Annotated in this window: 16 protein-coding genes and 1 pseudogene; 9 read left to right on the forward strand and 8 right to left on the reverse strand. The window is 71.5% G+C overall.

Going from position 1 to position 17,130, the window contains the following annotated elements:
• Positions 1-71: 71 nt before the first annotated feature.
• Positions 72-956 carry a glycoside hydrolase family 19 protein gene (locus ACK8N7_RS19795; RefSeq protein WP_355118893.1) on the forward strand — a complete coding sequence of 295 codons (885 nt, stop codon included), beginning with the start codon at positions 72-74 and terminating at the stop codon, positions 954-956.
• Between the two features lie 80 nt (positions 957-1,036).
• Here ACK8N7_RS19795 and dnaN read toward each other — a convergent pair whose 3' ends face one another.
• Positions 1,037-2,179 (reverse strand): DNA polymerase III subunit beta, encoded by a 1,143-nt coding sequence (gene dnaN / locus ACK8N7_RS19800; protein WP_500443480.1) that lies wholly within the window; start codon positions 2,177-2,179, stop codon positions 1,037-1,039.
• 167 nt (positions 2,180-2,346) lie between these two features.
• Between dnaN and ACK8N7_RS19805 the strand changes: the two are divergent.
• Positions 2,347-3,561 (forward strand): annotated as a pseudogene (locus ACK8N7_RS19805) (helix-turn-helix domain-containing protein); the annotation flags it as partial.
• 12 nt (positions 3,562-3,573) lie between these two features.
• Here the strand turns inward: ACK8N7_RS19805 and ACK8N7_RS19810 are convergent.
• Positions 3,574-5,568 (reverse strand): Ig-like domain repeat protein, encoded by a 1,995-nt coding sequence (locus tag ACK8N7_RS19810; RefSeq protein WP_500443482.1) that lies wholly within the window; start codon positions 5,566-5,568, stop codon positions 3,574-3,576.
• Between the two features lie 430 nt (positions 5,569-5,998).
• Here ACK8N7_RS19810 and ACK8N7_RS19815 point away from each other — a divergent pair, with 430 nt between their 5' ends.
• The 3 genes from ACK8N7_RS19815 (at position 5,999) to ACK8N7_RS19825 (ending at position 9,210) form a co-directional block, all read left to right on the forward strand.
• The gene (locus tag ACK8N7_RS19815) at positions 5,999-7,270 is read left to right on the forward strand and encodes an ice-binding family protein (RefSeq protein WP_403214472.1); all 1,272 of its coding nucleotides are present in this window, start codon (positions 5,999-6,001) and stop codon (positions 7,268-7,270) included.
• 160 nt (positions 7,271-7,430) lie between these two features.
• Positions 7,431-8,084, forward strand: a complete 654-nt coding sequence (locus ACK8N7_RS19820; RefSeq protein WP_500443484.1) for a DUF5819 family protein — start codon at positions 7,431-7,433, stop codon at positions 8,082-8,084.
• A complete protein-coding gene (locus ACK8N7_RS19825) occupies positions 8,077-9,210 on the forward strand; it encodes an HTTM domain-containing protein (RefSeq protein WP_500443486.1) in 1,134 nt (377 codons plus the stop codon). The genes ACK8N7_RS19820 and ACK8N7_RS19825 overlap by 8 nt, the downstream gene beginning before the upstream one ends.
• On the opposite strand, the gene ACK8N7_RS19830 is transcribed toward ACK8N7_RS19825, so the two are convergent.
• Genes ACK8N7_RS19830 through ACK8N7_RS19840 form a run of 3 tightly spaced genes read right to left on the reverse strand, consistent with a single transcriptional unit; the run spans position 9,207 to position 10,729 of the window.
• Positions 9,207-9,608 carry a thiol-disulfide oxidoreductase DCC family protein gene (locus ACK8N7_RS19830; protein ID WP_403214478.1) on the reverse strand — a complete coding sequence of 134 codons (402 nt, stop codon included), beginning with the start codon at positions 9,606-9,608 and terminating at the stop codon, positions 9,207-9,209. The genes ACK8N7_RS19825 and ACK8N7_RS19830 overlap by 4 nt on opposite strands.
• 51 nt (positions 9,609-9,659) lie before the next feature.
• Positions 9,660-9,896: a DUF397 domain-containing protein gene (locus ACK8N7_RS19835; RefSeq protein ID WP_403214480.1), complete on the reverse strand. Its 237-nt coding sequence runs from the start codon at positions 9,894-9,896 to the stop codon at positions 9,660-9,662.
• Complete coding sequence (locus ACK8N7_RS19840) at positions 9,893-10,729, reverse strand: helix-turn-helix domain-containing protein (protein ID WP_500443489.1); 837 nt, start codon at positions 10,727-10,729, stop codon at positions 9,893-9,895. The genes ACK8N7_RS19835 and ACK8N7_RS19840 overlap by 4 nt, the downstream gene beginning before the upstream one ends.
• 234 nt (positions 10,730-10,963) lie before the next feature.
• Here ACK8N7_RS19840 and ACK8N7_RS19845 point away from each other — a divergent pair, with 234 nt between their 5' ends.
• Positions 10,964-11,314, forward strand: coding sequence for a hypothetical protein (locus ACK8N7_RS19845; protein WP_099127464.1), 351 nt, complete (start codon positions 10,964-10,966; stop codon positions 11,312-11,314).
• Here the strand turns inward: ACK8N7_RS19845 and ACK8N7_RS19850 are convergent.
• Positions 11,271-11,909 carry a GNAT family N-acetyltransferase gene (locus ACK8N7_RS19850; protein WP_403214486.1) on the reverse strand — a complete coding sequence of 213 codons (639 nt, stop codon included), beginning with the start codon at positions 11,907-11,909 and terminating at the stop codon, positions 11,271-11,273. The genes ACK8N7_RS19845 and ACK8N7_RS19850 overlap by 44 nt on opposite strands.
• Positions 11,910-12,069: 160 nt before the next feature.
• Here ACK8N7_RS19850 and ACK8N7_RS19855 point away from each other — a divergent pair, with 160 nt between their 5' ends.
• Complete coding sequence (locus tag ACK8N7_RS19855; RefSeq protein WP_500443491.1) at positions 12,070-12,540, forward strand: hemerythrin domain-containing protein; 471 nt, start codon at positions 12,070-12,072, stop codon at positions 12,538-12,540.
• A 31-nt stretch (positions 12,541-12,571) separates the two neighbouring features.
• Here the strand turns inward: ACK8N7_RS19855 and ACK8N7_RS19860 are convergent, their stop codons facing one another.
• On the reverse strand, positions 12,572-13,153 hold the full coding sequence (locus ACK8N7_RS19860; protein ID WP_500443493.1) for a TetR/AcrR family transcriptional regulator: 582 nt from the start codon (positions 13,151-13,153) through the stop codon (positions 12,572-12,574).
• Positions 13,154-13,351: 198 nt separating this feature from the next.
• Between ACK8N7_RS19860 and ACK8N7_RS19865 the strand changes: the two genes are divergently transcribed.
• Complete coding sequence (locus ACK8N7_RS19865; protein WP_500443495.1) at positions 13,352-13,798, forward strand: hypothetical protein; 447 nt, start codon at positions 13,352-13,354, stop codon at positions 13,796-13,798.
• Between the two features lie 176 nt (positions 13,799-13,974).
• Positions 13,975-15,246: an MFS transporter gene (locus tag ACK8N7_RS19870; protein ID WP_500443497.1), complete on the forward strand. Its 1,272-nt coding sequence runs from the start codon at positions 13,975-13,977 to the stop codon at positions 15,244-15,246.
• On the opposite strand, the gene ACK8N7_RS19875 is transcribed toward ACK8N7_RS19870, so the two are convergent.
• Positions 15,228-17,021 carry a serine/threonine-protein kinase gene (locus tag ACK8N7_RS19875; protein WP_500443499.1) on the reverse strand — a complete coding sequence of 598 codons (1,794 nt, stop codon included), beginning with the start codon at positions 17,019-17,021 and terminating at the stop codon, positions 15,228-15,230. The two genes, ACK8N7_RS19870 and ACK8N7_RS19875, sit on opposite strands and share 19 nt — an antisense overlap.
• Positions 17,022-17,130 lie beyond the last annotated feature (109 nt).

Raw genomic sequence — 17,130 nt, forward strand, 5'->3', positions numbered from 1 at the left:
TCATCGCTTGAGTGTCGGCACCCCCACGGCGGCGCACGCCGGACGTCGCGCCGCGTCTAAGGAGTGATCACGTGATCCGACGCGTTATGAGCTTGCTGGTCGCGCTGGGCGCGCTCGTCGCCATGCTCGTCGTCCTTCCCGCGGCGACCGCGCAGGCCGCCAACTGCAACACGGCCTGGAGCTCCTCGTCCGTCTACGTAGGCGGGCAGACCGCCTCGTACAACGGCCGTAACTACACCGCCAAGTGGTGGACCCAGAACGAGCGGCCGGGCTCCTCCGACGTCTGGGCCGACAACGGCGCCTGCGGCACCGGCGGTGGCGGCGAGCAGCCGGGCACCGGCTTCGTCGTCAGCGAGGCCCAGTTCAACCAGATGTTCCCGAGCCGGAACTCCTTCTACACCTACAGCGGCCTCACCGCCGCCCTCAGCGCCTACCCGGCCTTCGCCAACACCGGCAGCGCCGAGCTGAAGAAGCGGGAGGCGGCCGCGTTCCTCGCCAACGTCAGCCACGAGACCGGCGGGCTGGTCTACATCAAGGAAGTCAACGAGGCCAACTACCCGCACTACTGCGACACCAGCCAGTCCTACGGCTGCCCCGCCGGCCAGGCCGCGTACTACGGCCGCGGTCCGATCCAACTGAGCTGGAACTTCAACTACAAGGCCGCCGGTGACGCCCTCGGCATCAACCTGCTGGCCAACCCCTACCTGGTGGAGCAGAACGCGTCCGTGGCCTGGAAGACCGGCCTCTGGTACTGGAACACGCAGAACGGCCCCGGCACGATGACGGCCCACAACGCCATCGTCAACGGCGCCGGCTTCGGTGAGACGATCCGCTCGATCAACGGCTCGATCGAGTGCAACGGCGGCAACCCGGCCCAGGTCCAGAGCCGGATCAACAAGTTCACCCAGTTCACCCAGATCCTCGGCACCACCACCGGCTCGAACCTGAGCTGCTGATCCCCACCCGTACGGGGGGTTCGTCCGGCTGCCGCCGGGCGGCCCCCCGTTCCGGCGTTCCCCCGCGTTCCGGAACCGTGCTAGATCAGCGGCGGCTTCACCGACATCAGCAGGTGCCGGTGGGTGTCCGGCTCCGACTCGCCCGTGATCATCGCCCGTTGCCCCGCCCCCATCAGCAGCAGCCGCAGCGCCGGCTCGTCGAAGGAGGCCAGGGCGTCCGCCAGATACCCCGGGTTGAACGCCACGGTCATCTCCCGGGCGCCCTCCAGCGTCGCGGGCAGCCGCTGGGACGCCACGTCGTCCTCGTAACCTGCCTGGAGGAGTACGGAGTTGTCCGCGGCGGAGAAGGCCATCTGCACCGGGCTGTCCCCGTCGGCGACCACCGAGACCCGCTTGACGGCCTCCACCAGCCGCGCCCGGTCCACCACCGCGACGGCAGGGCTCTCCAGGGCGAACAGCTTGTCGTGGCGCGGCAGCCGCCCCTCCAGCAGCCGCACGGTGGTCCGCATCCCCGCGTGCTCGAACCCCGCCGAACCGGCGTCCAGCGCGACGCTCACCAGCCCGGAGCGCCCCAGCGAGCGGGCGATCTCCGTCAACCGACGGGCGGAGACGATGACATCGGCGCTGACATCGGCGCTCCCGTCCGGACCCGAGTCGCCCGCGGTGGCCTTCCACCGGAGCGTCCGCACGGCGAAGCGGTACCGGTCGGTCGCGGCGAGCGTCATCGTCCCCGTCTCCCCGTCGAGCCCCAGCCGGATCCCGGTGAGCGCGGGCAGGGTGTCGTCCCGCCCGGCCGCCACCGCCACGTCCGCGACGGCCGCCGCGAACTCCGCCGCGTCCACCGCGCCCCGGACCTGCGGAAGCGCCGGCAGCGCCGGGTAGTCGGCAAGGGGCAGGACGGAGAGGCCGAAGCGGGCCCCGTCCCCGGAGACGGTGAACCGCGAGCCCTCCACCGCGCACTCCACGGGCCCGTCCGGCAGCACCTTGCAGATGTCGAGCAGGCGCCGCCCCATGACGAGCACCTTCCCCGGGCGCAGGACCTCGACGGCCTCCACGTCGATGCGCGCGGACGCCTCGTAATCCAGCCCGCTGACGCGCAGCCGTCCGCCCTCCGTGTCCAGCAGCAGCCCGCCCAGTACGGGAACGGGGGAGCGGACCGGCAGGACGCGGGCGGCCCAGGCCACGGCTTCGGTCAGGGCACTGCGCTCGATGCGGAACTCCACGGTGGGGCCTCTTCTCACGGGTCGTCCGGACACACCGACGACGCTAGAGGCCACCACTGACAATCGGCCGGGGCCGACGGATCGGCCGGGCTGACGAGTGGGCCGGGGCCGACAGATCGGCCGCGTCCGGGCAGCCCCGGTCGCGGTGGCAGCGACCCGACGACCGCGGCGCCGCCCCCCTCCTCGCCGTCGTCACGCCCCGCCCCGTGGCCGCCGGGCTCGCCACGCTGCTGGCCGACGTCCTGATGCCACTGTCCCTGTGCTGGGAGACCGAGGCGGTCGAGCGCAAGCGGCGCCGGGTGGACCTCGCCGAGTCGCGCGGCCGGGAGGCGGTGCTGCACCTGCTGATGACGGGCCAGCTCTCCATCGCCCGCCAGGTGGCCGGTGCGCTGCGCCCCCGGCTCCCCGACCCCGTACGGGTCTGTGTCGTGGAGTGCCCCGGGGGCAGCCGGGACGAGGTGGCCCGGGTCTGCGCCGAGGCGGACGGCGGGCGGTCCTGGATCGTGCGGTGCCCCGTCTGCGCCCGCCACCTCATCCTCGTGATGCCGGTCGAGGAGGAGCAGGAGGGGACCGCCACCGACGAGGCCGTCGCCGCGCTGGTGGACCACTGCGTGGTGGGCGTCAGCGAGCGGGTGCCCCTGGCCGACACCGCCACCGGCTACCGCCAGGCCTTCCACGCCCTGGCCGTCGCCCGCGAACACCCTGGCAGACACGTCAGCTTCGGCGCCGCCCCGGAACCCGCGCTCGTCGTCGGGCGCGCCGGACGGCAGTGGGCCGACGCCCTCCTCACCCCGCTCCTGACCCATGTGCCGCGCCGGGCCCAGGACCCGGGGAGCCAGGAGCTCGCGGCCACCGCGGCGTCCTGGCTGGCGTTCTCGTCGCACGCGACCGGCCATCTGAAGGTCCACCGCAACACCCTGGCCGCCCGCCTCAAGCTGATCGGCGAGCTGCTCGGCCTCGACCTCCACCGGCTGGCCGACCAGTCGGCGCTCGACCTGGCCCTGCGCATCCGCGCCACCCCCGCCCCGGTCTGCACCCCGGCCCCCGCGGAGACGGCTCACACACCCACCCCCGCACACGCGAACGGGGCGGCGCACGACCTCGATGAGGTCCTGCGCCGCCCCGCCGTCCAGGAGTGGGCCGCCCGCCAACTGGCCCCGATGGCAGGTCCGCCCGGCCCGGCGGCCGAGGAGACCCTGCGCGCCTGGCTCGGCTGCGAGGGCCGTCTCGGCCCGACGGCGGCCGAACTCGGCATCTCCGTCCCCGGAGCCCGCAAGCGCCTCACCCGGCTGGAGACCGTGCTCCAGCGCTCGCTGCTGAGCCCCCCGAGCGCCCGCTACGACCTGTGGCTGGCGCTGCGGGCCCAGGAGGTGGGCCCCTGACGCCTCTGGTCGCTACTTCGTGAAGATGAAGTACTTCCAGGCGCCGTGCGTCGTGGAGTTGACGCTGTCACCGGAGGAACTGTTCACGTACGAGGAGCGCACACGAAGCTTGTAGCCGGTCTCGTGCGGTCCCTGGAGGGTGACGACCGACTTGCCGTTGGGGCCGAGCGCGAAGTACTGCTGACCGGCGTCGTACCACTTGCCCTTGTAGTAGAGCTCCAGGCTCAGCCTCTGCGCACGACCCTTGTAGTAGGTCATGGTCGTGGTGAAGTCGGGGTTCTTCTTCTTGCTGTAGTACGCGTAGGAGGTCTTCCCGATCTTCGCCGTCTTGTAGTGCTTCGACAGCTTGGTCGAGACGCTGACCTTCGCGTACGCGGTCGACTTCACGGTCTTCGGCGCGTACCGGCCGTCACCCGCGAACACGGCGGTCACCGTCGTGTCGCGCTTCATGTTGACGGTGACGGACAGGTTGCCCTTGGAGTTGACCTTGGCCTTCTTGACCAGCTTCTTCGGCTTGTCGGCGCCGAAGGGGTCGGCCCACAGCTCGACGACGCGGTTCTTGTACGTCTTGCCGAGGGTCGCGGTGAAGGAGACGTTCTTGTTGTACGCGTGGAGCGACTTGTTCCGGTTCAGCTTCAGCGATGTCGCGGCGCGCGAGACGGTGACGGCGGCGGAGCCGGACGCGGCGGTGTGCGTGGCGCTGCCCGCGTAAGCGACCCTGTACGTCACCTTGCCGCCGACCGGCGGGGTGTTCGTGAAGGTGAACGCGCCCTTGGCATCCGTCTTCACGGTGCCGAGGGACTTGCCCTTGGGCGATTCCACGTCCGTACGGGTCACGGTGAGCGGTGTGCCCGCCGGAAGCGCCAAGGACGCCTTGATGCTGCCCTTGACGGTGAGCGCCTTGCCACGCGTCGCCTTCGCCGGGGCGCTGACGCTCAGGGTGGCGACGGACTTCGTCGTGTCGGTGAGGACCCGGAAGCAACGGACCCCCTCGCTGTTGACCGAGACGGCGAACAGCCGGCTGCCGTCGGGCGCCCAGGCCAGACCCGCCGGCTCCAGGAGGTCGGACCCGCTGGACGCACCGGTGCTGGGGAGTTCGTACTCCCGCACCGGGACCGTCTTCGACCCGCCCTTGGGGTAGATGTACACGTCCGGATCGTACGAACCGTCGATCCCGGCCGCGACCGTCCCGTTCGGGGCGATGTCCACGGCGTTGGGGTACGCGTCCGAGGTGTAGCCCTGCTCCGCCCTCAGGTCGGACGTCCGGTACACCTGGTGGAAGTAGGGCGCGCCGCTGGCGACGACGAGCTGAGCCCCGTCCGGGCTCACCGCGATGTCGCGCAGGTTGCTCGCGTCCGCCCGGAGATAGGCGGTCCGCTCGGCTGTACCCGACGCGACGTCGTACACGGCCAGCTCCGACGGGCTCTGGCCCTCGATGCCCGCGGCCAGCGTGCCGGGCGCGCCGGGCGACGAGGCGAGGACCGGTGCGGAGTACCACGTACGGTCCGCGTCCTGGTCCAGCGTGACCACCGGCTCCTCGCCGGACAGGTCCAGCGAACCGATGTTGCCCTCGGCCGCCGCCCCGTAGCCGAACCAGAGCTTCCCGCCCGCCAGGGCCGGGTGGGTCGGCCGGGTGCCCAGGCCGATGTCGTAGCGCGCGGACTCCGTCAGGGTGGCGGTGTCGATGGCCACGATGTAGTCGGAGGACGCCACGCCCGCGTACAGCGTGCCGGAGTCGGCCGACAGCTCCAGGCCGTTCACCCCGGGCAGTTCGCCGAGGATACGGACGACCTTGCCGGAGTAGTCGGTGGCGAGGATCTGGCCGGACTGCGGGTCGCTGATGAACACCCGCTGGTGCACGCCGTCGGCGACGATGTCGCCGAGCGAGGTTGCGGGAAGGATTCTGCTGCTGTCGGCGGCGGCCGGGCTCGCCGCCCCGCCGACGAGCACCACGGAACTGAAGAGGACCGCGAACGCTGTCGCGGTCGAAATTCTGCGCGTACGCACAGTTACTGATACCCCCACGGTATGAAGGGGCCGCGCGTCACCCGGGATGAGAGAAACGAAGGGGCGCGGCCCGGATCGCAGAATAAGCCATGGCACCGACAGGGGGGCGCGCTTTTCGCGTCCCCCTGAGACGTCTGTGCGCCGCCGTGCCGGGCCTGCGTGCTGCCCCATCCGCACCGGAGGGGAACGTGTGACGCATTAGTTTCTTATTCGATTCCTGATGGTGGGGAACCTCTTTTCGAGGAAAGCGTTCTGCGCTGTGCAAAAACCATTCACCATTGCGCGACGTGAAAAAGAAGGAGTATTTGGCCCTATTTCTCCGGGCTCTTTGGGGGGTTCTGTGCGTAATGTTCTGCCGACAACACGAGGGCTTCCGGGAAACCTTGAAACGGCTCGGAAGCCGCCGCCTCGCACAGAAAATCGGTTTCGGATGAAGCTCAGAACTCCTGATCTTGCAGTACGGCGCACTGTCTCCTCCTGGCTCACCGCCGCCCTCACCGCGACGGTCGCCGCGGCCATGGTGGCCGTGACGACGGCCCCGGCCTTCGCCATCGCCACGCCCGTACCGCTGGGGACGGCGGACAGTTTCGCGGTGCTGGCAGGGGAGTCGGTCACCAACACCGGACCCACCGTGATCACCGGGGACCTCGGCGTGAGCCCGGGAACGGCCATCAGCGGATTCCCGCCGGGGCTCGTGAACGGGGTCCAGCACTCGGCGGACGCCGTCGCGCTCCAGGCCAAGTCCGACCTGGTGGTGGCGTACAACAACGCGGCCGGTCAGGCCACGGACGCCGCGCTGCCGCCGGACGCCGGGGGCCTGACGCTGGTGCCCGGCGTCTACACGGCCTCCTCGACGCTGGGTCTCACCGGCACGCTCACCCTCGACGCGGAGGGTGACCCCAACGCCGTGTGGGTCTTCCAGATCGGCTCGGGTCTGACGACGGCGTCCGCCAGCCGCGTCAACCTCATCAACGGTGCGCAGCCGTGCAACGTGTTCTGGCAGATCGGCAGTTCGGCCACGCTCGGTACGGATTCGACCTTCATCGGCAACATCCTGGCTCTGACCTCGATCAGCGTGACCACCGGCGCGACCATCGAGGGCCGGGCGCTGGCCCGTAACGGCTCGGTCACCCTGGACAACAACCGCATCACCCGGTCCACCTGCTCCGGCGGCACCACGTCCGGCACGACCACGGGCACGACCACGGGCACCACGACGGGCACGACGACCGGGACCACCACGGGCACCACCACCGGCACCACCGGCGGCGTGCTGGGCGGGGTGCTCGGCGGCGTCCTGACCGGCGGCACGACCGGCGGAACCGGCGGGGTGCTGGGCGGGGTGCTCGGCGGCGTCCTGACCGGCGGCACCACCGGAGGCACTCCGGGCGGCTCGACCACCACCGGGACCACCACGGGGAACACCGTCGGCAACACCTCCGGGAACATCGCCGGCAACACCACGGGCGGCGGCAAGGGCGGCGTCATCGGTGGCGGAAAGGGCGGTGGCACCGGCGGCCACAGCGGCGGCCACAGCGGCGGCCACAGCGGTGGCGGCAAGGGCGGTGGCACCGGCGGTCACTCGGGCGGTCACGACGGCGGCTACGGCGACGGGCGCCCCGGCGACCACGGCCCCGGCCACGGCGAGCAGCACGGCGGCTACGGCGACAAGCCGGAGGGCCCCGGCCACCACGAGGGCTGACCGGGAGCGCGGCACACGCGCTGCCCGATGACCGGCGTGCGGTGGGGCATGTCCTCCTGCCCCACCGCACGCTTCCACGCGACGGACGCGACGGACGCGACGGACGCGACGACGCACGACGACAAGAACAACGACGAGAAACAGGGCGGGGCTGGGGCACGTGCTGGGTGGAGTCACGACGGAACACGTACGCAGACATGTACGCAGACATGTACGCAGAAGAGTCCTCAACACCGCCGTGGCGCTCTGCCTGACCACGGCCCTGGCCCACGTCGGCCTGGTGTTCTTGCACGTGGCACCGTCGAACGTGGTGTCGCAGCGCTTCAACTCCCAGGTGGACGCCTGGATCTACCCCCTCTTCGAGCAGAACTGGCGGCTGTTCGCGCCCGACCCGGACTCCGTCAACCGGGAGATCTCCGCGCGGACCGCGCACACGGCCCCGGACGGCTCCATCGAGGTCAGCGACTGGGTCGACCTGACCGCGGTGGACGCCTCCGCCATCCATCACAACCCCTTGCCGAGCCACACCGCGCAGAACATGCTGCGCCGGTCCTGGACGTCGTACGTCGAACTCCACGGCGGCGACGACCTCTCGCGCTCGGACCGGGCCGTGATGATGCAGCGCTACCTGCGCAACATCGCCGCCGACCGCATGGCCGAACGGGACCGCAAGCCGTTCGAGAACATCCAGCTCCGGGTGGTCACCCTGCCCGTGACAGCTCAGGGCAGCGCGGACGGCGGCCGCCGCGCGGCCGCCGCGAAGAACGCCGATACCCGGCTGCTGCCCTGGTGGAAGGTGGCATCGGATGCCTGAGCCGACCAACAGCCCGACCCGCCCGCCGGTACGAGTCACGGGGGCAGCGCGCCAAACATGGGCGCTGCTGACGGACCGCCCCCTCTCCCTCTACGCGGTCTCGGTCCTGCGTATCGGGTACGGCCTGCTCTATCTCGTCTTCCTGCTGCGGGAGTTCCCGCACCGCGACGCGATCTGGGGCCCCGGCTCCCCCTGGACACCGGACCTGGCCCGGCAGCTCTTCGACCAGACCGGCTGGGTCAGCGTGCTGACCCTCTCCGACAGCCGCCTCCACTTCGAACTCTGTTACGCCGCCGCGCTCGTCGTCAGCGTCCTGTTCCTGCTGGGCTGGCGGACCCGCGCGGTCTCCGTGCTCTTCGCCGTCGTCGTCGCCTCGTTCCACGCGCGGTCGATCTTCATGACGGACGGCGGTGACAACCTCGTCCTCCTCATGGCGCTCTACCTCGTCCTCACGGCGTCCGGCCGCCGCTGGTCCCTGGACGCGAGGAGGGCCCGCCGCGCCCCCGCCCGCCGACGACGCCTGCCCGCGCTTCCGCCCCAACTGGCGGCAGCACGTCGCGTCTTGGTGACGACGGTGCACAACTGCGGGCTCCTCGTGATCGGCGTCCAGGTCTGCTTCCTCTACGGCGCCGCCGGCCTCTACAAGGTGCAGGGCGGCACCTGGGGAGCCGGAACCGCGCTGCATTACGTCCTGAACCTCGACCTCTTCCAGCCGTGGCCCGCGCTCTCCCACTGGGCGGACGACCAGGCGCTCGCCATCGCGGTGGTCGGCTATCTGACGGTGCTCCTCCAGGTCGCCTTCCCGTTCGTGCTGTTCGGCAGGCTCAAGTACCCGGTGCTGACGATGCTGCTGGGGATGCACATCGGCATCGCGGTCCTCATGGGGCTGCCGCTGTTCTCCGGCGCCATGATCATCGCTGACGCGGTGTTCCTGCCGGACCGCTTCTGGATCGCGGCCGGAAGGCTGGCCCGGAGGGCGCTCGGACGTACGGAGGAGCCGCAGCCGACACCGGCAGGGGCACCGGAGGCACCGGAGGCCTCAGCAACGCCCGAGGCCTCGGAGCCGCCCCGTGGTGCGGTGCCGAAGCAGGGCGGCCGAGTCTCCCCCGTACGCGATTGTCCCTAGGGCGCGGACCGTACGCCCGGCCTGCGGTCCGCCGGCAGCGCGCAGGCCGGCGAGCCGCCCGGCATACGGGTGCGGTTGGCGGCGATGAGCCGGTAGACCCCGTGGGCGATCCACCGCACCGGGGGCAGGGTCAGCAGACCGCCGAGCCAGGCCCAGCCCCCACCGGCGCGCAGCAGCAACTTGGCGACGGCCTGCGCGCCGCCGTACACCGCCCCGAGCGGCGAGATCCACAGCACCTCGTGCTCGGCCCGCTCCTGGGTGACGCCGAGAGCGTCCAGGTCGGCGAACTGCCAGGGGGTCACGGTGCATTGCGGACGCACGTACCGCGTCAGGAAGTTCACCGAGGTCGTGCAGAAGGCGCAGTCGCCGTCGTAGACGAGGACAGGTTGAGTGGACATGCCTCCATCCTGCCCGAGCGCACCGCCCGCCCCCGGGAGGCTGCCCCGCGCTCAGTCCGCCCAGGTGACGAACGTGGACCAGGCGTCCGGCGCGACGGCGAAGGCGGGCCCGTCGGTCACCTTGGAGTCACGGACATGGACGGCGTGGGGGCAGGCGGCGACCTCGACGCAGTCGCCGCCGCTCCCGCTGCTGTAGGAGGATGTACGCCAGTCGAAGGCGACCTCGATGCACTCGCCGCCGCTGGCGTTGCTGTAGCTCGACGTGAACCACCGGAGGGTGCTGCTCATTCCTTCACTCCTGCCAACCGCATTATGAGGTCCAGCGATTCACGAGGACCCAGGGCCTGTGACCGGATCTTCGCATAGCGCTGCGCGTAGGTGCTCACCTTTGCCGGGTCACTGATGAGCAGGCTCTCCTCCTGCGCCTCCAGGTAGACGAGATGCTCATGCGCAGGGGTCTCCACCAGGCTCATTCCGCCGTGACCGGCCGCGTACTCCCCATACTTCCCAGCATCCATGGGCAGCACCAGCAGGGTGACGTTGCGCCGCCGGGCGCACTCCACGAGATGGAGGAGCTGCTCCCGCATGATCTCCTCGCTGCCGATGACGTGGCGCAGGACGGCCTCGTCGATGATGATCTCGATCATCGGCAGCGGGTCGCGGTCGAAGAGGGCTTTGCGATCCATGCGCAGCTCGACCAGCTCTTCCACGCGCTGGTCGGAGAGCGGCGGGTATCCGCCACCGATGAGCGCCCGCGCGTAGGCCTCCGTCTGAAAGAGCCCGTGGACGACGTTCGTGACGAACAACTGGAGGCTGACAGCCGCCTCCTCCAGCAGCGCGTAGTCCTGGAACTGCTGCGGAAGCCGCTCCATCCGCATGTACCGCCGGGCCGTCAGGAAGATGCCGGTGCCGTTGCCCAGGACCCGTTCCAGCTCGACCAGCATGGCATCGCTGGCGGGCTGGGCGCAGGTCTCCATGGCGCTGACCGCCGCCGCCGAGTAGCCGAGCTCCTGGCCTTCCTGCTCCTGGGTCCACCCGCGCTGGATGCGCATCGTGCGTGCCACTTCGGCCACCATCTGGGCCGTTGGGCTGGCTGATTCCTTGTTCTCCGCACTTGCCATGACGTGATCTCTTTTCGACTCAACCGAACTCAACCGGTCACTACGCGATGTGGCCGAAATCAACTGCCCAACAGCGAAGTTCGCGCAGGTCAACGGGTGTGCGACGCCCCTCGCCAGTCGTAGAGAACGCTAGGTGATCCGCGCCACACTCGTCCTGTGAATGCACTGAATGATGAGTGTGAGCGGAATATCGAGTGGCTTCCGGTTTCCGGATTCCAACTCCGCAAGGCGGGCGTGCAATTCGATGCCGTCCGCGTCGACGGTGACGCCGGGCGCCGACTGGCCGATCTCATGGAGGAACTCGTCGGGGGAGAGCCCGGCCCGGTGGTGGCGGAGGCGAACGGGCGGCGCGGGGTCTACTTCTTCGTGCCGCCGGGCTCGACGGCGCACCGGTGCTGGCCGCGCGAGGTGACGATCCTGAACGCGACGAGGAACCGGGTGAGTTACGTACCCGTTCCGGCGCTGGAGGGCAGGACCTGGCCGCTGTCGTGGCGGTACCCGCCGACGGCTCCGGACCGCTTCGTCCACACGCTGATCCTGATCAACGCGGCGGAGTCTCTGCTGTACTCCGGCCGAGATAGGTGACGGGCCCGGGGTCCGGGACGGCGATCTCGTGGAAGCCGACGCGGTCGTAGAAGGCGCGCGCCGGGGTGTTGCTGGTGACCATGGAGAGGTGGACCGCCGGAACGCCCCGGGCGTGGAGCGCGTCGAGGAAGGTCTCCATGAGCGCCCGCCCGTACCCGTACCGCTGGTGGCTGGGCAGCAGGTCGATGTGGAGGTGGGCCGGATAGCCGTCCAGCTCCGGCAGCACCATCCGCTCCGGGTCGTGCATGAGCCCGGTCATCATCTCGGCCGGGGTGGCCGGGTCCTGTGGCTGTACGGGGGCGGGGTAGCGGTCCGTCAGGACCGGGAGCCACTCGGTGCGGTAGCGGGAGACGAAGGACGCGGTGTCCGCCGTACCGACGATGTAGCCGACGGCCCGCCCCTCGTCCTCCACGACGAAGGCGAGCTCCGGTTCGAGGACGGCGTAGGGCGCGGCGAAGATGTTCGGCAGGAGGTCCGGGTCCGGGTAGAGGTGGCGGGAGTCGCCGCCTTCGTGCCCGGTGCGTACGCAGATGTCGAAGAGGGCGTCGCGGTCCTCGGGGCGGTACGGGCGCAGTATCCCGGCGGGTCGAGTCATGGCGCCGATCCTTGGGGGTGCGGGAGCGCTCCCGCAACCGTGTTTTCGGTAGGCGGGCTAGAGTTGGGGCGCGTCGCGTGCCGGTGGCAGACCGTGTCAGGCATGGAGGCGCCGGACCGAAGGAGGCCGACGATGAACGCGTCGCACCCTTCGTTCTCGCGTGACTGAGCGCGAGACGACCAGGCTCGTCGCCTGGAGCCAGGAACTCCGCCGGGTGCACCACCGGCTGCGGGAAGCGCTGGACGTGACCCGCGCGTCCCTCGCCGACGGTACCGCCGGGGAGTCGGCCACCCGTGAACTGCTGCTGTACTGCCACGGCTTCTGCGCGGCTCTTGACAGCCATCACCAGGGCGAGGACCGCACCCTGTTCCCGGCCATCGCGGCGGCCCATCCGGAACTGCGCCCGGTGCTGCGCTCGCTGGAGCAGGACCACTCGATGATCGCCCACCTGCTCGGCGGTCTCCGCGCCGCCGTCGACCGGGCCGCGCCGCCCGAGGAGCTCGACCAGCACCTCGAAGGCATCGCCGCGCTCATGGAGAACCACTTCCGCTACGAGGAACGGCAACTGCTCGCCGTACTCGAAACCCTGGAGCTGGCCGCCGCGCCCGGAGAGGTGCTGGGGCCGCTGTGACCAGGCCTCAAGGGGCGGGCGCCTCGGCGGATCAGAACCGGGGTGGCGGAACGGGTGTGGAGCCGTCCTCCGCAGGCGCGGTGATCCGGGCGATCGCCTCGACCGTCAGAGCGCGGTCGTGCGGCTCGGTCTCCAGGGCGCGGTGGATGGACAGCCCCTCGATGAGCGCGTCGAGCTGGCGGGCGGTGGGGGCGTCGAAGTGCCATTCGAGGGCGCGCCGGCTGCGGCTCATCCACTCCCGGGTGAGCTCGCGGTAGGCCGGTTTGCGGGCGGCGAGGGTGTAGAGCTCGTGGGTGAGGATCAGCTCGCGCTGGTTGCCGCCGGAGAGGTGGTGGACGAGGTCGGCGACGGCCTCGCGGGCCTCGTCGGGGGTGGCGGCCGCGCCGAGGCGGTCCTCGAAGACGGCGACGATCGTGCCGGAGAACCGGGTGAACGCCTCGTGGAGCAGCTCGTCCATGCTCGCGAAGTGGTACGTCATCGAGCCGAGCGGCACTCCGGCGCGGGCGGCCACCTTGCGGTGCGAGATGCCCGCGACGCCCTCGTCGGCGATGAGGTCGAGCGCCGCGTCGATGATGCGGTCCCGCCGGTCGGGGTCGGTGCGCCCTGTCGCCACCCGGCGCCTCCTTGTTCGGCCTGGTCCCTCTCCGCAGCATAGAGCGCGAGGTGGGGGGCGGGATCACGCGTCGACCGGACCGGTTTATGCGATGACGCCAATATTGGGGTTCCCGCATGGACGGCCTGGGCGCCCCGTTCGTACCGTCATCACAACCGGTCCGTAGGGGGCCGTCGGAGGGGGTTCGTAGTCATGGTCATGGCTCGTGAGGAACTGACCCGGCTTACCGGCAACGGCAACGGCACGTGCGACAAGGAGGCGCGTTCCATTACCCGGCAGGCAGCGGAACAGTTCGGCGTCACAGAACCCTTGGACACTCTCGGCGCACTCGCGTTCCGGGACGTGACGGGAACGCTGACGGACGAGGACGTCCTGCGCGTGGCAGACGTACCGGAAAGCGGGGAGCAGGCGAGATACGCGTCAGCCCTCAGTGGTTACGAGATGGGTGTCAACCGCCGATACGCCCACTTCCTCGCGGAGTTCACGCCCGGCGAAGAGAGCGAGTGCCACAGGCGGATACTCACGGCCGTCATCACCGGTCACGTGACGAAGCTGGGAGTGTGGCTGGACGAGCGCCACGGCCCGGGAACCTTCACAGGCCTGTTCCGCACGCAGGGTTACTTCGAACCCGTCCTGACCGCGTAGGCGACCGCCCTCCTCCCTGACGTCGGAGGGCTCCTCGCGCTGCGGCGGCTCGAACACGAGGGGAGGCGGAGGCGGCAGGCGGTGGGGTGAGGCGAGGTGTGTACGAACGTACGCTTCAGGCGTACGATCGTACGCTCCACCTCCCACTCTCTCCTGTCTGCCGAGGCACCCTGCTCATGAAGGTCACGCCGGTCATGGACGACCGCACCCGCCGCTGGCGCGCCGCGCTCTTCCTCTTCATGCTCGCCACCGGGGTCAGCCTGGCCTCCTGGGTGGCCAGAACCCCCGCCGTCCGGGACGCGCTGGACGCGTCCACGGGCTCGATGGGCCTGGTCCTGTTCGGGCTCTCGATCGGCTCGATGGCGGGCGTGCTGATCTCCGGCGGTCTCGTGCGCAAGCACGGCGGGCGGCCGGTGATCGCGGCCGGTGCGGGGCTGCTCGTCGCCGGGCTGCTGGTGATCGCCGGGGGCGCGGCGCTGGAGGTGTCCGGCGGGGTCTTCGGCGGTCTGGCGCTGTTCGGGGCCGGGATGGGGCTCGCGGAGGTGGCGTTCAACATCGAGGGTGCCGCTGTGGAGCGGACGCTGGGGCGCCCGGTCCTGCCGGTGCTGCACGGCTGCTTCAGCCTCGGGACGGTCGTCGGGGCGCTGCTGGGGATGGGGCTGACGGCGGTACGGTTCCCGGTCGGCTGGCACCTGGCGGCGGTGGCCGTCGCCGTCGCGGCGGCGGGGGTGTGGACCGTACGGGCGGTTCCGGCGGGGACGGGCCGTGACGACGTGGATGACGAGGGCGGTGACGGGGAGCGGGCCGGGTCCGGTGCGGGTGCCGGGGGCGGTGGGCTGCGGGCGCAGCCGGCGGTCTGGAGCGACCGGCGGCTGGTGCTGATCGGGCTGGTCGTGCTGGCCATGGCGTTCGCGGAGGGGTCCGCCAACGACTGGCTGCCGCTGCTGATGGTGGACGGTCACGGGACGAGCGCGACGGCCGGTTCGCTGACGTTCATGCTGTTCGCCGTCGCGATGACGACGGGCCGGTTCGCGGGCGGGCCCCTGCTGGTGCGGTACGGGCCTGCGGCCGTGGTCCGGGCGAGCGCGCTCGTGGCGGCGGTGGGCGTGGCGCTGGTGGTCTTCTCGTCCAGCGCGCTGCTCGCCGGGGCGGCGGTCGTGCTGTGGGGGCTCGGGGCGTCGCTGGGGTTCCCGGTCACGATCTCGGCGGCGGGGGAGGGGGCGAAGGACGCCGCCGCCCGGGTGAGCGCGGTCGCGACGGCGGGCTATGTGGCGTTCCTGGTCGGCCCGCCCTCCCTGGGCTTCCTGGCCGATCGGGTGGGCCTGCGGGCGGCGATGATCGTGGTGCTGGTGCTGCTGGGGGGTGCGGCGCTGATCACGGGGGCGCTGCGGCGGCCCGAGGCCTCGCCGGTGGCCGAAGTGCCCTCCGCTCAGTCCGACCTGGTGTAGATCAGGCTCTCGCCCGAACCGGGCGCCGCCCGGCGCAGGGTGCCGTCCGGGAGGAGCGTCAGCTCGGTGGCCTTGCCGGGGGAGCAGGAGGCGGCCGGGCGGCCCACGGAGACGGTGGAGGGGCCGATGCGGACCGGTTCGCCGGTGGCGGGGCGGGCGGCCAGGGGCGCGGTGAACTCGCAGTGGTACGTGGCGCCCAGGGCCAGAGGGCCTTCGGCGGTGAGGGAGAGGACCTGGTCGCCGACGCCGCCCTGGCGGATGACCAGCTTCCGGGAGGACGTGCCCTGGTCGCCGGGGATGGAGCCGGTCCAGGTGCCGAGGTAGTCGCCCGGGACGGCGCCCTCGTCGTCGGTCCCCGACCCGTTGCCGTTGCCGTTGCCCGAGGCGGACGGGCCGGGGTTGGTGTGCGTACCGCGCCCCTCGTTGTTCATGAACGCGTACACGGAACCGCCCGCCCCTATCGCCACGGCTATCGCGACGGCGACGAGAGCGACGGTCGCCCCGGCGGACCGGCGCGCGGGGGCGGGCGCGGGCGTGGGGACCGGGGTGAAGTAGGCGGGCGGGAGGGGGGTGTTGTACGCCGGACCGGGGTGGTGGCTCTGGTGATGGGTCTGGCTGTACGAGGGGTGGGGCTGGGGCTGCGGGTGTCGGGGCTGCGGCTGTCGGGCGTACGGGGGTGGGGTCGGGGCCGCGGGGGGAGTGGCGGGGGCTGCCCGGGTGGGCTGGGCGTGGACGGCGGCGGGGGGCGTGGCCGCGCGCCGCGGGTGCTCCGGGTGACGGGGGGCCGCCGGGCGCTCCGGGCCTTCCGAGTTCTCCGGGGCCGCCGGGCGCTCCGGGCCTTCCGGGTCCTCCGCGTCGAGCAACCCCACGGCGTGGCGGCCCAGTTGGGCGATGAGGGTGGCGGGGAGCCAGGGCTCGTCGGCCTCCGCCTCGCCCAGCCGCGCCAGGATCTCGTCGGGGGCGGGCCGGGCCGCCGGGTCCTTGGCCAGGCAGTCCCGGACTACCCCGGCCAGCTCCGCCGGGACGCCGGTCAGGTCCGGGTCCTCCTGGGTGATCCGGAACATCAGGGCATGCACCCCGCCGCTCTCGGCCGCGCCGAAGGGGAGGCGGCCGGACGCGGCGTACGCGAGCACGGAGCCCAGGCAGAACACATCGCACGCCGTCGTCACGCGCTCTCCGCGCACCTGCTCCGGGGCCATGAACCCGGGGGAGCCGATCATCGCGCCGGTGCGGGTCAGGTCGCCGTCGGCCAGGGACTCCAGGGCGCGGGCGATGCCGAAGTCGATGACCCGGGGGCCGTCGATGGTGAGGAGCACGTTGGACGGCTTCAGGTCGCGGTGGATGAGCCCGGCCCCGTGGATGTGCTGGAGGGCGTGGGCGAGCCCGGAGCCGAGGAGCTGGACGGAACGTACCGGCAGCGGTCCGTACGCCCCCGACTCCGCGACCGGGGCGCCGGGGCGGCCGGAGACGACGCGGTGGAGGGAGGGCCCGGCGACGTAACCGGTGGCGACCCAGGGGACCGGGGCCTCGGTGTCTGAGTCCAGGACCGGGGCGGTCCAGGCACCGCCGACCTGGTGCGCGGCGCGGACCTCCTGGCGGAAGCGGGCGCGGAACTCGGGCTGTTCGGCGAGTTCGCGGCGGACGAGCTTGAGGGCGACGGTGCGGCCCCGGTCGGAGCGGGCGAGGAAGACCTGGCCCATGCCGCCCTCTCCGAGCCGGCCGAGGAGGCGGTACGCACCTATGCGGTGCGGGTCGTCGGGCCCGAGCTTGTCCATATGCGCTTCCTCCCCTGCGGCCCGCACGAGAATAGCGCCACCACCACATGGGCTGCCCGCCCCGAGGCCTCCCCGTACAGGACACGCCTCCCCATGCCCCCGGTTCCGC

The sequence above is a fragment of the Streptomyces griseobrunneus genome (assembly GCF_046713465.1).
Classification (GTDB): domain Bacteria; phylum Actinomycetota; class Actinomycetes; order Streptomycetales; family Streptomycetaceae; genus Streptomyces; species Streptomyces microflavus.